Here is a 14946-nt window from a genome sequence, read left to right as displayed (position 1 = left end):
ATTACCACACTCGCCCAGCAGGAAGACACCATGAAAGACGCAGACGCCGCCCCGGAAGCGGCCCCGGAAGCCGCCCACATCACGCCCTACACGAAGCCGGCCGCCGGCTGGGACGCGCTGAAACACGTGGCCATCAGCCTGCGCCAGGAACGCGTGGCGCCCGGCAACCTGAAGGCGCTGCTGGCGCAAAACCAGCCGGACGGCTTCGACTGCCCCGGCTGCGCCTGGCCCGACCGCAACCACGCTTCCACGTTTGCATTTTGCGAAAACGGCGCCAAGGCCGTCGCCGCCGAAGCGACCAGCCGCCGCGCCGGCCCCGAGCTGTTTGCCAGCCATACCGTGACGCAGCTGCTGGCGCAGTCCGACTATGCGCTCGAGCAGCACGGCCGCCTGACGCAGCCGATGGTCTACGACGCCGCCAGCGACCGCTACGTGCCGATCGCCTGGGACGACGCCTTCGCCCTGGTGGGCCGCCACCTGCGCGCCCTGCCCGATCCGAACCAGGCCGCCTTCTACACGTCGGGGCGCGCCAGCAACGAGGCCGCCTTCCTGTACCAGCTGATGGCGCGCCTGTACGGCACCAACAACTTCCCCGACTGCTCGAACATGTGCCACGAGGCGACCAGCCGCGGCTTGCCGGCCACCGTCGGCATCGGCAAGGGCACGGTGACCCTGGACGACTTCGACCTGGCCGACACCATCCTGATCTTCGGCCAGAACCCCGCCACCAACCACCCGCGCATGCTGGCCGAGCTGCGCGGCTGCGCGCGGCGCGGCGGCAGCATCGTTTCCATCAATCCCCTGCGCGAGCGCGGGCTCGAACGCTTCACGGACCCGCAAAGCGCGCTGGAAATGGCGACCCTGGGCAGCACGCGCCTGGCCGGCCTGTTCGTGCAGCCGACCCTGGGCGGCGACTTCGCCCTGATCAAGGCCGTCGCCAAGCGCGTGCTCGAACGCGACGACGCGGCGCTGGCGGCCGGCGCGCCCGCCATCATCGATCACGACTTCATCGCAGAGCACTGCAGCGGCTATGCCGCCTTTGCCGACGACCTGCGCGCAGAGAATTGGCAACTGCTGGTGGCGGAATCGGGCGTGGCGCGCGCGCAGATCGAGGCGCTGACGGACATCTTCGTCGACGGCCAGCGCATCATCGCCACCTGGGGCATGGGCTTGACGCAGCACAAGCACAGCGTGGCGGCCATCCGCATGCTGTCGAACCTGATGATGCTGCGCGGCCAGGTCGGCAAGCCGGGCGCCGGGCTGTGTCCCGTGCGCGGCCACTCCAACGTGCAGGGCGACCGCACGGTGGGTATCGAGGAAAAGCCGAGCGCTGCATTCCTCGACCGCCTGGGCCAGGTCTACGGCTTCGCGCCGCCGCGCGCGCACGGCCACGACGTGGTGGCCACCATCGAAGCCATGCAGCGCGGCGACGTCAGGGTGTTCATCGCCCTGGGCGGCAATTTCGCCGCCGCCTCGCCCGATACGCCCGTCACCTGTGCCGCCCTGCGCAACTGCGCGCTGACGGTGCAGGTGGCCACCAAGCTCAATCGCAGCCACCTGGTGATCGGCCGCGAAGCCCTGCTGCTGCCCACGCTGGGGCGCACGGAGATCGACCTGCAGGGCGGCGTGGCGCAGGGCGTGACGGTGGAAGACTCGATGAGCATGGTGCATATCTCGTATGGCCGCAATGCGCCCGCCTCGCCGCAGCTGCTGTCGGAAGTGGCCATCGTGGCCGGCATGGCCGAAGCGACGGTGGGCAACGGCCTGGTCGACTGGCGCGCATATGCGGCCGACTATGCGCGCATCCGCGACGACATCGAAAAGGTCTTCGACGACTTTTACGACTACAACGCCAGGGTGGCGCAGCCGGGCGGCTTTCATTTGACGGTGGCGTCGCGCCAGCGCGTGTGGAAGACGGCCAGCGGCAAGGCCAGCTTCCTCGTCGCACCGCTGGACCTCGACACGCCGCTGCACCGCGCCCGCAAGCGCCATGGCGAGCGCCTGATGGTCCTGATGAGCACGCGCTCGCACGACCAGTACAACACCACCATCTACGGCATGGACGACCGCTACCGGGGCGTGTACGGCACGCGCCGGGTGGTCTTCGCGAATTCGGACGATATCGCCATGCTGGGCTTTGCCGATGGCGACCTGGTGGACCTGCTCGGCGCCTGGGATGACGGCGTGGCGCGCCGCGCCGACGGCTTCCGGCTGGTCGCCTATGACATCCCGCGCGGCTGCCTGGGCGCCTATTATCCGGAGACGAACGCGCTGGTGCCGCTGGCCAGCACGGCCGACGGCGCCGGCACGCCGACGTCGAAGTCCGTGCCCGTGCTGCTGCAGCGCAGTGCCGCCTAAATGCTGATACCGGGCGTGTAGTCGACGTACGCATCCTGGCGGCAGAAGCCCACCAGCTTCATGCCGGCCTGGGTGGCGATGGAAATGGCCAGCGAGCTGGGAGCGGAGATCGTCGCCAGCAGCGGAATCTGCATGCGCGCCGCCTTGCGCGCCAGCTCGTAACTGCCGCGGCTCGACAGGAAGACGAAGCCACGCCGCAGGTCGACATCGTGCAGCGCGAGATGGCCGATCAGCTTGTCCAGGCCATTGTGGCGGCCGATATCCTCGAACACGTGCACGATGGCGCCGTCGGGCGCGCACCAGGCGGCCGCATGCACGCCGCCCGTGGCCAGCATCAGCGCCTGGTGCTCGCGCAGGCCGGCCGACGCGCGCGCCAGCGCGGCGGGCAGGTCGACGTGGATCAGGGCCGGCGGCAGCGCTTGCGGCTGCAAGTCGAGCATCTCGATGCTGTCGATGCCGCACACGCCGCAGCCGCTGCGGCCCGTCAGCGCGCGGCGGCGGTCCTTCAGGCGCACGAAATCCTCCTGGGCGATGGTCAGCTCCACCTCGGCCGAGTCAGGACGCAGGAACACTTCGCAGTCGAAGATGGCGCCGGCGGAGGCGACCACGCCTTCCGTCAGCGCGAAGCCATACGCAAACGCTTCCAGGTCGCGCGGGGTGGCCATCATGACGACGTGGGAAATGCCGTTGAAGACCAGCGCGACGGGAATTTCCTCGGCGACGTGGTCGATGGCGGCAGTGGATTCGCCGCCGCGGTGGCGGACGATGGCGCGCTCGACGAAGCCGGCGCGTTCGATCTCTGTATCTTCTGACATGGCAACCATGGGGGAACTATCACAGGCCCCATGGTAAACCAGAATGGCGCAAGCGGCATGGGAAGCCGCCCGGCCTCCCGCCCGCCGCCATCAATCCTTCTTCGGGCGGCCCGTTTTCAGCTGCGGCAAGCCGGCCAGCACGTTTTGCAGGGTCGCCAGGTCGATCTGGCTGATCAGCGCCACGCCGATGCGCAGCAATTCGCTTTTCTTGATCTCGAAACCGGCCTTCAGGCAGGCTTTCTTGACCTGGCCCAGGACTTCATATTCCGCTTCCGGCATGGTGAAGCTGTCGCGCACCAGCTTCGGCTTGCGGGCCTTTTCCTTGACGGCGACAACCTTGGCGGCCGGCGCTTTTTTCACGGCGGCAGGCTTGGCGGCGGCTTTCGCTGCCGGCTTGGCGACGGCCTTGGCCGCTGGCTTGGCAGCGGCTTTGGCCAGCGGCTTCGCGACCGCCTTGGCAGCCGGCTTGGCTACGGCTTTCACCTGGACCTTGGCGGCCGGCTTGGCGGCCGGTTTGGCTGCAGCCTTGGCGACAGGCTTGGCAACAACGGCCTTGGCCGCTGGCGCCTTGGCCACGACAGGCTTGGCGGCAACAGGCTTGACCGCTGCCGGTTTCGCTGCCGCTGGCTTGGCAGCCGGCTTCGCGGCGGCTTTGGCTACCGGCTTGGCTGCCGGTTTCGCGGCAGGCTTGGCCGCCGGTGCTGCCTTGGCGGCTGCGGCGTTGATCGAGGCGCTGGTGGGGAACATCGAGACGGGCGCGCTGTCGGCTTTTTTGGCTGGAACGGGTTTGGTCATGGGTTTTCCAATCTAATAAATAATATAAACAATATATACTGTTTTTCAAAACCTTGCTTGCTGCACATCAAGTTGCGCCAATATTATCCCCTCCTCACGCGCTTGCGCGTATCGTGAAATCGACCCCGACTTCATCCCAGAACTCCTGCTCCTTCTCGATCCAGAACGAGACGGTGGGATGGTGCGCCACCCAGCCGCGCTTGATGTCGAGTTCGATGCGGCTCTTCATGCGCAGGCGCAGTTCGCTGAAATCGGCCTCGATACGCGCATGCATGAGCAGGATGGACAGACGCAGCGCCAGCACGGCCTTGGCGAAATCGGGATCGGACAGCACTTCGCCGATCTTGCGCAGATTGCCCTTCTGCGCCAGGATCAGACGGCTCATGGTCTTCTGCTCGCGCGTCGTAAAGCCGGGCAAATCCGCATTTTCAACGATATACGCCGCGTGCTTGTGATAGCCCGTCTGCGACACGGCCAGGCCCACCTCGTGCAGCAGGCTGCTCCAGCGCAGGCATTTCACCAGGGCTTCGGATGTGGGCTTGAGCTGTGCATACATGGCCAGCGCCTGCTGCGCCACCTTGCCGGCGCGCTGCTGGTCGATATGGAATTTGTCCATGCAGCCCTGCACCGACTGCTCGCGCCGGTCGCGCTTGGTGGAGCGCAGGTACAAGTCCCACATCACGCCCATGCGCAAGCCCGCCTCGATCGGCGTCATGGCGGGAATATCGAGTTCGCGGAACAGGCCGATCAGGATGGCCAGGCCGCCGACGATGGTGCTGGCGCGGTCGGGCCGCAGGCCGGGCATGTCGATCCGGCTCGTGTGACCGAGTTCGATGAAGCGGCGCGCCAGCGCATCGAGGCTGGCGCTCGTGAGCAAGCCGTCGCCCAGCTTGTTGCGGGCGATAATGTCGGCGATCGTGCGGATGGTGCCGGACGAACCGTAGGCCGTCGTCCAGTGCTGCGGGCGGTATGGCGGCGCGGCATCCTCGAAATGGCTGCGCGCCGACAGGATCGCCGCCTCGAACGACGGCGCGTCGATGCGCCCGCCGATGAAGAACGACAGGCTTTGCTTGACCGTGCCCAGGCTGAACGACTCCACGCGCTCGATATCGTGGCCGCGCCCGAGTATCAATTCGGTGGAGCCGCCGCCGATATCCATCACCAGCCGGCGCTCGCCGGGAACAGCCAGCGAATTGGCCACGCCCATGTAGATCAATCGCCCCTCTTCCTCGCCCGAGATGATTTCGATCGGGTAGCCGATGGCTTGTTCGGCCAGCGGCAGGAAGACGGCGCCATTGCGTGCCACGCGCATGGCCGACGTGGCCACCACGCGCACGGCTTCCAGCTCAAAACCGGCCAGGATGGCGCGAAAACGCTGCAGGCAGGCCAGCGCCGCCTGCATGGCCGCCTCGGTCAGGTCGCCATTGGCGTCCAGACCCGCGGCCAGGCGTATCGGATCGCGCACGCTCTTGACCACGCGTATCGTGTCGCCATCATGCTTGCCGACGTGTAAACGAAAACTGTTGGACCCCAGGTCCACCGCTGCATACATACTGGCCTCTTGTCTTGTCATTGCTGCACCAACCGCGAAAAAGTTGGCAAACTCAGTTGCTAAACTATATAAATCATTTAAACGATTTAAAAATCCTACCACACTACCCCCATCGTATGACAGCGGCATGACAGGATTGTGACAGGAAGTCGCGTAGTAGTAACGTTTAAGAACGCCTGACAAAACCGTAGCCAGCGGAAGGAAGTTGTGGTTAACAAGCGTAACTGTACGAAGAAGGTACAGTGAGCATCGCAGACCACAAATTCCGACGCGCAGTAGGTTTTGACAGGTGTTCTACGGTACGATGGTCGTGAACAGGTAAACCGCGAAAATCACCAGGTGCACCGTGCCCTGCATGACCGTGGTGCGGCCCGTGCCCAGCGACAGCGTGGCCACCATCAGCGACAGCAGCAGCAGCACTGTCGATTTGATATCGAGTCCCAGCGTGATCGTCAGGCCCGTGGCCAGCGACACGACGACAACGGCGGGAATCGTCAGGCCGATGCTGGCCAGCGCGGAGCCGAGCGCCAGGTTCAAGCTCGTTTGCAGGCGGTTCGCGCGCGCGGCGCGCACGGCGGCCAGGCCTTCGGGCAGCAGCACGATGGCGGCGATGACGATGCCGACCAGGGTTTTCGGCGCGCCCATGGCGGCAATCGCCGTTTCCAGCGCCGGCGCCAGCGACTTGGCCAGCAGCACCACGGCGCCCAGGCACACCAGCAGCGCGCCGGCGCTGATCCAGGCCACGGCCGGCGTCGGCGGCGCGGCGTGCACCTCCTCGTCGCCCACGGCTTCCTTGGGCAGGAAGTAATCGCGGTGGCGCACCGTCTGCACCAGCACGAAGGTGCCGTACAGGACCAGCGAGATCACGGCGATGAAAATCAGCTGGCTGGAGTTGTAATACGGGCCGGCGGCGCTCGACGTGTAGTTCGGCAGCACCAGCGTCAGAATGGCGATGGCCGCCAGCGTGGCCAGCGAGGCGCTCACGCCCAGCAGGCCGAAGGTCTGCTCCTTGTGCCGTCCGGCGCCCAGCAGCAGGCAGATGCCGACGATGCCGTTCAGGATGATCATGATGGCGGCAAACACCGTGTCGCGCGCCAAGCCCGTCGTTTCCGGCCCGCCCGCCAGCATCAGCGAGACGATCAGCGCCACCTCGATCAGGGTCACGGCCAGCGCCAGCACCAGCGTGCCATACGGTTCGCCGATGCGGTGCGCCACCACTTCCGCGTGGTACACGGCGGCCAGCACACTGCCGATCAGGCCGGCGACCAGCAGAATCTGGTAGGCGCCGCCAAAGTTGAACGTGGAGCCGAACAGGAACAGCCAGCCGGCAATCGGCGCGGCAAGGGGCCATACAGGCAGGGATTTAAGAATTTTCATTATGGGCCTGACAAGAGTAAAAAAGGGGAACTGCGGCGCGGACGGCAAAGGCAAGCAAGCGTGCGCCCCACAGCATAACTTGCTTAGCTTAAATGAAAGTTAGGGAATGCACACGTCTTGCATGCTGGCGCCCCGCCCTCGGCCATCTTGCTGCGGCGCACCTGCTCGCTACCAGTAACTATAGTCCCTTTGGTAACATGCAGTTTCAATTTTCTTGTCTTTTTACTTCTTCATGCCGTCATACTAGGGGGACGCCTTCCCGGCATAGCTTAAGGAGAGACCATGATTTCAGTATGCAGCACAGCCGCGCGCGCGGCGTTGTTCATCTTCGCAGGCGGCTTGCTCTGCGCCGCCGCCCAGGCAAGCACACAGGCGCCACGCGCGGACGCCAGCACGGGCACGCCGCCGGCGCGCCTTGACGTTGATGCGGACTGGGCCACGCCGCCCGCGCCCGCCGCCCTGCCAAAGCGGGTGGACCTCGACAGCCTGCCGCCCGCGCCACCGGTGTCGCCACGCGAAGAAAAGATACTGCCCAGGAGCGAGTGGCTGAACGTGGAGCCGATGAAGGCGCCTGACCGGCGCTGCGATCCCGGCCTCGACGCCCTGTTCCTGAGCAAGGAATGCGGCAAAGACCCCAGCTGGCTGGGCTCGCACAAGAAGTAAGGCGGGCCTACGCGTCCAGCGTGCTGGCGCCCTGCGCCTCGACGACCCTGTTGCGGCCGCTCCGCTTGGCCGCCTGCAGCGCTTCGTCGGCGCGCTGGAACAGGCTGACGGTGCTGTCCTCGGCGCGGATGGTGGTCACGCCCAGGCTGGCCGTCAGCTGCAGCACGGCGCGCTCCGTCTTCACGGGCAGCGCCTCGACGGCGGCGCGGATGCGCTCGGCCACCATCAGCGCATCGGCCAGGTTGGTGCGCGGCAGCTGGATGGCGAATTCGGCGCCGCCCAGGCGACCCATCAGGTCGCTGTCGCGCAACTGCTGGCGGCACGTGTCGACGATGGCCTTCAGCACGGCGTCGCCCACCGGATGGCCGTAGCTGTCGTTGACGCGCTTGAAATGGTCGATATTGAGCACCACCAGCGCCGTCGGCAAGCCGGGCCGGCGCGCCAGCGCCATCCACGGTGCCAGCGCCTGGTAAAAGCCGCGCCGGTTCGGCACGCCCGTGGCCGTGTCCAGCACTTCCAGCCGCGCCAGCTCGCCGCCCAGCTTTTCGCGCGACAGCAGCAGGTAGCCGAAGGCATTCGTCAGCATCATCAGGTACAGCGCGCCGAAGCCGGCCAGCTGCATCAGTTCCGCGTCAAAATCGGGCACGGCCGCCGCCAGCACGCCGCGCGCGGCGATCAGCAGCGACAGGATGCCCATGCTGACGACGAGGAAGCGGCGCAGCATGCTCGCTTCGCGCCATTTCAGGCACAGGGCGGCCACGCCGGCCAGGAAGAAGCCGGCGACGATCAGCGAACCGCCGGCGCTGCGCAACAGCGGCGCCACGTCGAACAGGTAGCAGGCGGCAAACAGCGCGACCGACACGCCCAGCGCGGGCAGCACGTAGCGGCGCCAGCCGCTGCGCCCGGCCGCCTGCCACAGGGCGCCCGCGTCAAGCGCCATGCCGGCGAACAGCAGGCTGTTGCCCAGCAAGATGGAGAGGAAATCGGGCAGCACGCCGCGGAAGTACAGCAGGCACCAGGCCACGGCCTGGCACTGCTTGGCCACCGCCCAGGTGGACATGCTGAGCGACTTCTTGCGCTCGTACTCGAAGAAGAACAGGGCCGCGCACAGGCTCAGGTTGCCGAGTGCCAGGGCCAGTACCAGGGTCTTGATATCCATGGGCTAGGCGGGCGCCGCGGCGACGCGGCGCATCAGGTCAGATTTCGTGTTCGACATTGGTGCTGCCGTCGCCGACCTTGCTGGCCCAGGCCTGCACGAAGTACTGCTTTTCCGCGTCGCTGGGCGCCTCATGCCAGAAGACGATGAGGGTGCCCTTGTGATCGTGGATCTGCGCCACTTTTTCGATAAAGACGAAATTGTCGGCCTGGTCGGCCAGCGCCGCCGCGTAGCCATACACGCGCGTCAGCCGCTCGATGCGGTCCGGCTCCGTAAAACTGTTCGTCGCCGTAATGATGGGGTGATCCAAAAACATGCTTGTCTCCATGGTGCCCGACCGCGCGGCCCTGCCGCTGCGCGCCGTATACTGCCTTGCGCTGCCTGCCATCCCGCGCGCAAAAAGACGGGCGGCCAGCCCGCCGCCGCTGCACGCGGACGCTGTGTGCGGATTAATCGGGTATGCTCATGGGAGCTTATCAGATTTCTCTGAATGCAACAAAACATCGAGCCCAAGTTTACTCAGCGAAGTCGTCCTATGTCGGAAAGCAAATTCACCACGCTGCGCGCCCCGCAAGTGCATACCTGCGGCGACCGGCGCCGCCTGGAATTCGAGCCCGGCATGATCCAGAGCGAAATGCTGCTGTCGCGCCCCGACCACCTGCTGCTGCGCTATGCGCGCGCCATGATGTGCTTTACCCTGTTCGTGCCGCGCCCGCGGCATATCCTGATGGTGGGCCTGGGCGGCGGTTCGCTGCTGAAGTTCTGCCACCGCCACCTGCCGCACGCGCGCATCACCGTGCTGGAACTGCGCGCCGACGTGATCGCCCTGCGCGAGCAGTTCATGCTGCCGCCCGACGATGCGCGCCTGTGCATCATCGAGACGGACGCCGTCAGCTACATCCGCCAGCATCCGGGCTGCGCCGACGTGCTGCTGCTCGACGGCTACGACGAGACGGGCTTGCCGCCGGCCCTGGGCAGCGCGCGCTTTTATGCGGACTGCCTGCGTGCCCTGCTGCCCGGCGGCGTGCTGGTGGCCAACCTGTTCAGCTATGACCGCCAGTATCCGGCCATGCTGGAGCGCCTGATGCTGACCTTCCGCGGCGCCGTCTGCAGCTTCGATGGCATCGCCGGCAACAACCGCATCATCTTCGCGGCCAGGCCGGACAAGCTCGGTGCCGGCCGCGCCCTGCGCGTCGTGCGCCTGGCGCGCTGGCGGCGCGCCTGCGGCATGGGCTTCCTGAACCGGCTGCTGCCGGCGTGGCAGCTGTGGCGCCTACGCCGGCAAGCGGACGCAGGCAGCGACCGATAGTCGTCTTCCCCGGTCATAGATTTTGTTGCTTATTAGCAGTAATTTGGTGCAAAATCAGCATGATGGATGTGGTTTATGACAAACTACGGCCTGCGCGGGCCGGCCCGCGCGCTGCCGAACAATTGTCACCATGAAGTGAAATAGGAATCCCCCCATGTTGCGTGGCCGCCTGCCATTCTCGATTTCCGCCGCGGCCGCACTGACCTTTGCCTGCGGCGCCAGCGTGACGGCCGTGCTGTTCGCCGCCATCAGCCAGCTCGAATACGACAAGATGAGCCTGAGCCTGCAACAGCGCGCCGGCGCGCGCGTGGCCGCCATCGAACAGGGACTCGACGACGCGGTGGAAGTGCTGACCACCACCAACCAGCTGTTTGCCGCCATCGTGCCCGTCACGCGCGAACAGTTCCACGACTTCACCACGCCGCTGCTGCAGCGCCACCCCTTCATCCAGGCCTTCAATTTCCACCGCTTCGTGCCGCACGCGCAGCGCGCCGAATTCGAGGCCGGCCTGCGGCGCATCGTGCCCGACTACGCGATGACGGAAATGCGCAATGGCGCCGTCGTGCCGGCCGCCGCGCATGCCAGCTACCTGATGGTCGACTACCTGGAACCGCTGGAAGGCAACCGTCCCGCCTTCGGCCTGAACGTGCGCCCGGACGGCTTGCTGGCCGGCGCGCTGGAACAGGCGATCATCAGCGGCCAGACCACGGCCACCGGCCTGCTGGCCCTGGCGCAGGGGCCGCAGCGCGGCTTCGTCATCCTGCGCCCCGTGTACCGCCATGGCATGCCGCTGCAAACCATACAGCAGCGGCGCGCGGCGCTGATCGGCGATACGGCGGCCGTCATCCGCGGCAGCGAACTGGTACAGAAAATCCTCGCCGGCGCCGACCTGCTGAGCGATCCGCAGCTGGAAATCAGCGTCTATGCGGACGCGGGCGCCGACCCGCGGCACATCATCTTCCGGCATGGCGAGGCCACCACCGACCAGCCGGCCAGCGCCTGGGAATCGCTGCCACGCTGGCTGCAATTCGCTTACCACAACGGTTATGACAGCGCCTTTGCCGCCGCCGGCCGGCCCTGGCATGTGCGCGTGGTAGCCCATCCGCGTCCTTTCCTGGCCGACCACCTGGGCTCCCTGTTCACCCTGCTCACGGGATTGCTGTTCAGCGTGCTGACGACCGCCTTCGTGCAAACGCTGACACAGCGCTCGCGCCGCGTGCAACTGCTGGTCGAGCAGCGCACCGCCGACCTCAAGCGCAGTAATGAACTGCTGAGCGCCGACGTGCGCGCGCGCCAGCGCACCGAGCGGGCGCTGCAGGAAAGCGAAAAGCGCTTCCGCCGCCTGCTGGCCCTGTCCTCGGACTGGTACTGGGAGCAGGATGCCCATTTCTGCTTCACCCACATCACCAGCGGTTTCACGGACAAGTCGAACATGCCGCTGGAACGCTTCATCGGCATGACGCGCTGGGACAACAACCCGGAGATGCGCAATTCGCGCTGGGGCAAGCAGCATATCGCCAACCTGGAAGCCCACCTGCCCTTCTTCAACCTCGAATATGCAATGAACGACCGCGATGGCCAGCTGCGCTGGTTCAGCATCAACGGCGAACCGCTGTTCAATGAGCTGGGCGAATTTCGCGGCTACCGGGGCACGGGCTCGGAAATCACGGAACGCAAGCTGGCCGAGCAGCAAATCCAGCATATCGCCCACCACGACGTGCTCACGGGCCTGCCCAACCGTGCCCTGCTGCGCGACCGCCTGGCGCAGGCCATGGCCCTGTCGCGCCGCAAGAACCGCGCGCTGTGGGTGCTGTTGATCGACCTCGACCGGTTCAAGTTCGTCAACGACAGCCTGGGCCACAAGGCCGGCGACCTGCTGCTGAAAACCATCGCCGCGCGCCTGCAGGCCAGCCTGCGCGAAAGCGATACCGTGGCGCGCCTGTCCGGCGACGAATTCGTCACCATCCTGTGCGAGCAGGCCGACGAAACCCTCAGCAGCGCCATCGTGCAGCGCGTGATGGATGCCGTGGCGCAGCCGGTCATGCTCGACGGCAAGGAGTTTTTCGTCACCTGCAGCATCGGCGTGGCCGTCTACGACATGTCGCGCTACGACATGCCCGGCGACGTGACCTTGAATGGCGAGACGCAGAACCTGATCGAACAGGCCGACATCGCCATGTACTGCGCCAAAAAGCAGGGCCGCAACAACATCAAGTTCTACACGCCGGCCATGAACCAGGCCACACTGGAGCGCCTGCGCATCGAGACGGCGCTGCGCAACGCCCTCGAACGCGAGCAGTTCGTGCTGCATTACCAGCCGCAGCTGGACCTGGCCAGCGGCCGCATCGTCGGCCTCGAAGCGCTGCTGCGCTGGCAGCATCCGGACCTGGGCATGGTGGCGCCGCAGCGCTTCATCGCGCTGGCCGAGGATACGGGCCTGATCGTGCCGATCGGCGCCTGGGTCATGCGCCAGGCGTGCACGCAGATGCAGGCCTGGCATGCGGCGGGACTGGGCCGGCTGCGCCTGGCGGTGAACCTGTCGGCGCGCCAGTTCAACGAGCCGAACCTGGTGGCCTCGATCGCCGACGTGCTGGCCGAGACGGGCCTGGCGCCGGCCTGCCTGGAACTGGAGCTGACGGAAAGCCTGTTCATGCACGACGTGGCGCTGGCCGTCAGCCAGCTGCACGACATGAAGGCGCTGGGAGTGCAGCTGTCGATCGACGATTTCGGCACCGGCTACTCGAGCTTTGCCTACCTGCGCACCTTCCCCATCGACGTGCTGAAGATCGACCGCAGCTTCGTCAACGACGTCGCCAGCGACGCCGACGACGCGGCCATCGTCGTCTCCATCATCGCCCTGGCGCACAACCTGAAGCTGCGCGTGGTGGCCGAAGGCGTGGAGACGGCCGAACAGCTCGACTACCTGCGCCGCCACGGCTGCGACGAGGCGCAAGGCTTTTATTTCAGCCATCCGCTGCCGGCGCACGAGGTGGAAGCGCTGCTGCGGGCGGAAGAAGCGGCCGTCGCGCCCTAGCCAGCGGCGCCAGGACTACGCTGCCGGCAGCCTGGCGATGATGTCGAGTTCCTGCCATTCCCCGTCCAGGCCCGCTTGCGCCAGGAACGAGGCCACATCCGTGGCGCGCGCCGCATCGATGTGCCGGTCCGCATGCGGCCACAGCAGATCGCACTCCGTGCAGACGATGACTTCCTGCCCTGTTTTCCGGACCCTTGCGCGTACCAGGTCGCCATACGCGTCGCAGGTCGGACACTGCATGCCGTTCCCCTTCATGGCCGGGCTACAGCTTTTGCTGCAGGAATTCGAGGAAGCAGCTGATGCGCTGCGCCAGCTGCGTATTGCGGTAGTACACGGCGTGGATCTGCTGCCGGTAGCCCGTGTAGTACGGCTGCAGCACCTGCACCAGGCGGCCGGCGGCGATATCGTCCTTCGTCATGAAGTCGGACAGGCAGACGATGCCCTGGTCGTGCAGGGCCAGCTGGCGCAGGGTCTCGCCGCTGGACGCGGCCAGCGCGGGCACGATCTGCAGGCTGTTGCCGGCAGCGTGGCGCAGCGGCCAGTTGTTGCCCAGCTCGTACTGGGCAAAGCCCAGCAGCGCATGGCCGGCCAGCTCTTCCGGCGTGGCCGGCGTGCCGTGGCGCGCCAGGTAGGCCGGCGTGGCCAGCACGTGCAGGGGGCTGGCACTGAGCGGACGCGCATGCAGGGTCGAGTCGACCAGGGCGCCGATGCGGATGGCGATATCGGTGCGGTGCTCGAGCAGGTCGGCGATCTGGTCGTTGCTGGTCAGTTCCAGGCGGATGTCCGGGTACATGGCGCGAAATTCGGCCACGTGCGGCACCACGCAATGCAGCATGAAGGGCGAGGCGGCGTCCACGGACAGGCGGCCGGCCGGTTTCTGGCGGCGGATGCGGATCGACTCTTCCACGTCTTCCATCGAGGCGAGGATGGCGCGCGCCTTTTCCAGGAACAGCTGGCCCTCTTCCGTCAGCTCCATGCGCCGCGTGGTGCGCGTCAGCAGCGACGTCGCCAGCTTGTCTTCCAGTCGGGACAGGGCGCGGCTGACGCCCGAGGTGGTTTGTCCAAGGTGCACGGCGGCCGCGCTCAGGGTGCCGCTGTCGATGACGGTGACGAAGATTTTCAGATCGTCGGAATTGATATCCATTCTAGCCTTATTATTGCCTGCATTTCACATATTCCGCCATTATAATGGAATCATGGCAACAGTGAAGGCAGCGGCCAACGTCAGGCTACGTAGAATAAAATGGCGATAAAATGGCAGCTGCTGCCGGCCAGCACGAACAGGTGCCAGATGCCGTGGCCATGGCGCAGCTTGTGGTCGGTGGCGTAGAAGGCGATGCCGCCCGTGTAGCACAGGCCGCCCGCCACCAGCCACAGGAAACCGTCCCATTCCAGCGCGGCCAGCAAGGGCTTGATGCCGATGACGATCAGCCAGCCCATCGCCACGTAAATCACCAGCGAGAGGATGCGCGCGCCCCTGGCATACACATATTCCTGCACGATGCCGATCAGCGCCAGCCCCCACACGACGCCGAACAGCGACCAGCCCCACGGCCCGCGCAGGGTGACCAGCATGAACGGCGTGTAGGTGCCCGCGATGAGCAGGTAAATGGCGCAATGGTCGAGCCGCTGCAGCACGGCCTTGGCCTTGCCGCGCACGCTGTGGTACAGGGTGGAGGTGAGGTAGAGGGTCAGCAGCATGGCCGCATACACGCTGCAGCTGACGATTTTCCACGGGTCGCCCGTGCGGGCCGCCACGACGATCAGGATGACGCCGCCGATGGCCGCCAGCGCGGCGCCCACCGTATGGGAAATGCTGTTGAAACGTTCACCGTAATACATGCACCACCGCCCGCCCCGTTGAAAACAGGCTCATCGTACACGCTT

General features: G+C 66.1%; 13 protein-coding genes. 4 read left to right on the top strand and 9 right to left on the bottom strand.

All coding sequences use genetic code 11. From position 1 onward, the window contains the following. Window positions 1-30 precede the first annotated feature (30 nt). Window positions 31-2358 (top strand): FdhF/YdeP family oxidoreductase, encoded by a 2328-nt coding sequence (locus tag AC1RDJ_RS22620; RefSeq protein ID WP_493028773.1) that lies wholly within the window; start codon window positions 31-33, stop codon window positions 2356-2358. Here the strand turns inward: AC1RDJ_RS22620 and fdhD are convergent. The 4 genes from fdhD to AC1RDJ_RS22600 form a co-directional block, all read right to left on the bottom strand. After that, window positions 2355-3173: a formate dehydrogenase accessory sulfurtransferase FdhD gene (gene fdhD / locus AC1RDJ_RS22615; protein WP_493028772.1), complete on the bottom strand. Its 819-nt coding sequence runs from the start codon at window positions 3171-3173 to the stop codon at window positions 2355-2357. The genes AC1RDJ_RS22620 and fdhD overlap by 4 nt on opposite strands. Before the next feature lie 90 nt (window positions 3174-3263). After that, on the bottom strand, window positions 3264-3968 hold the full coding sequence (locus AC1RDJ_RS22610; RefSeq protein ID WP_493028771.1) for a hypothetical protein: 705 nt from the start codon (window positions 3966-3968) through the stop codon (window positions 3264-3266). Window positions 3969-4062: 94 nt separating this feature from the next. Beyond that, window positions 4063-5520: a Ppx/GppA phosphatase family protein gene (locus tag AC1RDJ_RS22605; protein ID WP_493028786.1), complete on the bottom strand. Its 1458-nt coding sequence runs from the start codon at window positions 5518-5520 to the stop codon at window positions 4063-4065. 294 nt (window positions 5521-5814) lie between these two features. Further along, window positions 5815-6897, bottom strand: a complete 1083-nt coding sequence (locus AC1RDJ_RS22600) for a calcium:cation antiporter (protein ID WP_071324230.1) — start codon at window positions 6895-6897, stop codon at window positions 5815-5817. A 282-nt stretch (window positions 6898-7179) separates the two neighbouring features. On the opposite strand from AC1RDJ_RS22600, the gene AC1RDJ_RS22595 reads away from it, so the two are divergent. Continuing rightward, window positions 7180-7560, top strand: coding sequence for a hypothetical protein (locus tag AC1RDJ_RS22595; protein WP_493028770.1), 381 nt, complete (start codon window positions 7180-7182; stop codon window positions 7558-7560). Between the two features lie 7 nt (window positions 7561-7567). Here AC1RDJ_RS22595 and AC1RDJ_RS22590 read toward each other — a convergent pair whose 3' ends face one another. Then, on the bottom strand, window positions 7568-8719 hold the full coding sequence (locus AC1RDJ_RS22590) for a GGDEF domain-containing protein (RefSeq protein ID WP_493028769.1): 1152 nt from the start codon (window positions 8717-8719) through the stop codon (window positions 7568-7570). 37 nt (window positions 8720-8756) lie between these two features. Next, window positions 8757-9032, bottom strand: coding sequence for a hypothetical protein (locus tag AC1RDJ_RS22585; RefSeq protein WP_071324233.1), 276 nt, complete (start codon window positions 9030-9032; stop codon window positions 8757-8759). 219 nt (window positions 9033-9251) lie between these two features. Between AC1RDJ_RS22585 and AC1RDJ_RS22580 the strand changes: the two genes are divergently transcribed. Both AC1RDJ_RS22580 and AC1RDJ_RS22575 read left to right on the top strand, forming a co-directional pair. Continuing rightward, the gene (locus tag AC1RDJ_RS22580) at window positions 9252-10025 is read left to right on the top strand and encodes a spermine/spermidine synthase domain-containing protein (RefSeq protein WP_493028768.1); all 774 of its coding nucleotides are present in this window, start codon (window positions 9252-9254) and stop codon (window positions 10023-10025) included. A 154-nt stretch (window positions 10026-10179) separates the two neighbouring features. Beyond that, window positions 10180-13059 (top strand): bifunctional diguanylate cyclase/phosphodiesterase, encoded by a 2880-nt coding sequence (locus tag AC1RDJ_RS22575; protein WP_493028767.1) that lies wholly within the window; start codon window positions 10180-10182, stop codon window positions 13057-13059. A gap of 15 nt (window positions 13060-13074) precedes the next feature. On the opposite strand, the gene AC1RDJ_RS22570 is transcribed toward AC1RDJ_RS22575, so the two are convergent. The 3 genes from AC1RDJ_RS22570 to trhA all read right to left on the bottom strand — a co-directional run bounded on the left by AC1RDJ_RS22570 (window position 13075) and on the right by trhA (window position 14901). Next, complete coding sequence (locus AC1RDJ_RS22570) at window positions 13075-13299, bottom strand: hypothetical protein (protein ID WP_156894880.1); 225 nt, start codon at window positions 13297-13299, stop codon at window positions 13075-13077. 22 nt (window positions 13300-13321) lie between these two features. After that, entirely contained in the window at window positions 13322-14203 is an 882-nt protein-coding gene (locus AC1RDJ_RS22565; RefSeq protein ID WP_071324237.1) for a LysR family transcriptional regulator, read from the bottom strand. An 80-nt stretch (window positions 14204-14283) separates the two neighbouring features. Beyond that, a complete protein-coding gene (trhA, locus tag AC1RDJ_RS22560) occupies window positions 14284-14901 on the bottom strand; it encodes a PAQR family membrane homeostasis protein TrhA (RefSeq protein WP_071324238.1) in 618 nt (205 codons plus the stop codon). Window positions 14902-14946: the final 45 nt, after the last annotated feature.

The sequence above is a fragment of the Janthinobacterium sp. GW822-FHT07H10 genome (genome assembly GCF_058798675.1).
The sequence above is the reverse complement of the archived record's forward strand: the minus strand, read 5'-3'. Positions and strand labels throughout refer to the sequence as shown.

Coding starts and splice junctions, on each gene's coding strand:
- AC1RDJ_RS22620 (WP_493028773.1), top strand. CDS start 31: ATGAAAGACGCAGACGCCGCCCCGGAAGCGGCCCCGGAAGCCGCCCAC.
- AC1RDJ_RS22590 (WP_493028769.1), bottom strand. CDS start 8,719: ATGGATATCAAGACCCTGGTACTGGCCCTGGCACTCGGCAACCTGAGC.
- AC1RDJ_RS22595 (WP_493028770.1), top strand. CDS start 7,180: ATGATTTCAGTATGCAGCACAGCCGCGCGCGCGGCGTTGTTCATCTTC.
- AC1RDJ_RS22585 (WP_071324233.1), bottom strand. CDS start 9,032: ATGTTTTTGGATCACCCCATCATTACGGCGACGAACAGTTTTACGGAG.
- AC1RDJ_RS22570 (WP_156894880.1), bottom strand. CDS start 13,299: ATGCAGTGTCCGACCTGCGACGCGTATGGCGACCTGGTACGCGCAAGG.
- trhA (WP_071324238.1), bottom strand. CDS start 14,901: ATGTATTACGGTGAACGTTTCAACAGCATTTCCCATACGGTGGGCGCC.
- AC1RDJ_RS22600 (WP_071324230.1), bottom strand. CDS start 6,897: ATGAAAATTCTTAAATCCCTGCCTGTATGGCCCCTTGCCGCGCCGATT.
- AC1RDJ_RS22580 (WP_493028768.1), top strand. CDS start 9,252: ATGTCGGAAAGCAAATTCACCACGCTGCGCGCCCCGCAAGTGCATACC.
- AC1RDJ_RS22565 (WP_071324237.1), bottom strand. CDS start 14,203: ATGGATATCAATTCCGACGATCTGAAAATCTTCGTCACCGTCATCGAC.
- fdhD (WP_493028772.1), bottom strand. CDS start 3,173: ATGTCAGAAGATACAGAGATCGAACGCGCCGGCTTCGTCGAGCGCGCC.
- AC1RDJ_RS22575 (WP_493028767.1), top strand. CDS start 10,180: ATGTTGCGTGGCCGCCTGCCATTCTCGATTTCCGCCGCGGCCGCACTG.
- AC1RDJ_RS22605 (WP_493028786.1), bottom strand. CDS start 5,520: ATGTATGCAGCGGTGGACCTGGGGTCCAACAGTTTTCGTTTACACGTC.
- AC1RDJ_RS22610 (WP_493028771.1), bottom strand. CDS start 3,968: ATGACCAAACCCGTTCCAGCCAAAAAAGCCGACAGCGCGCCCGTCTCG.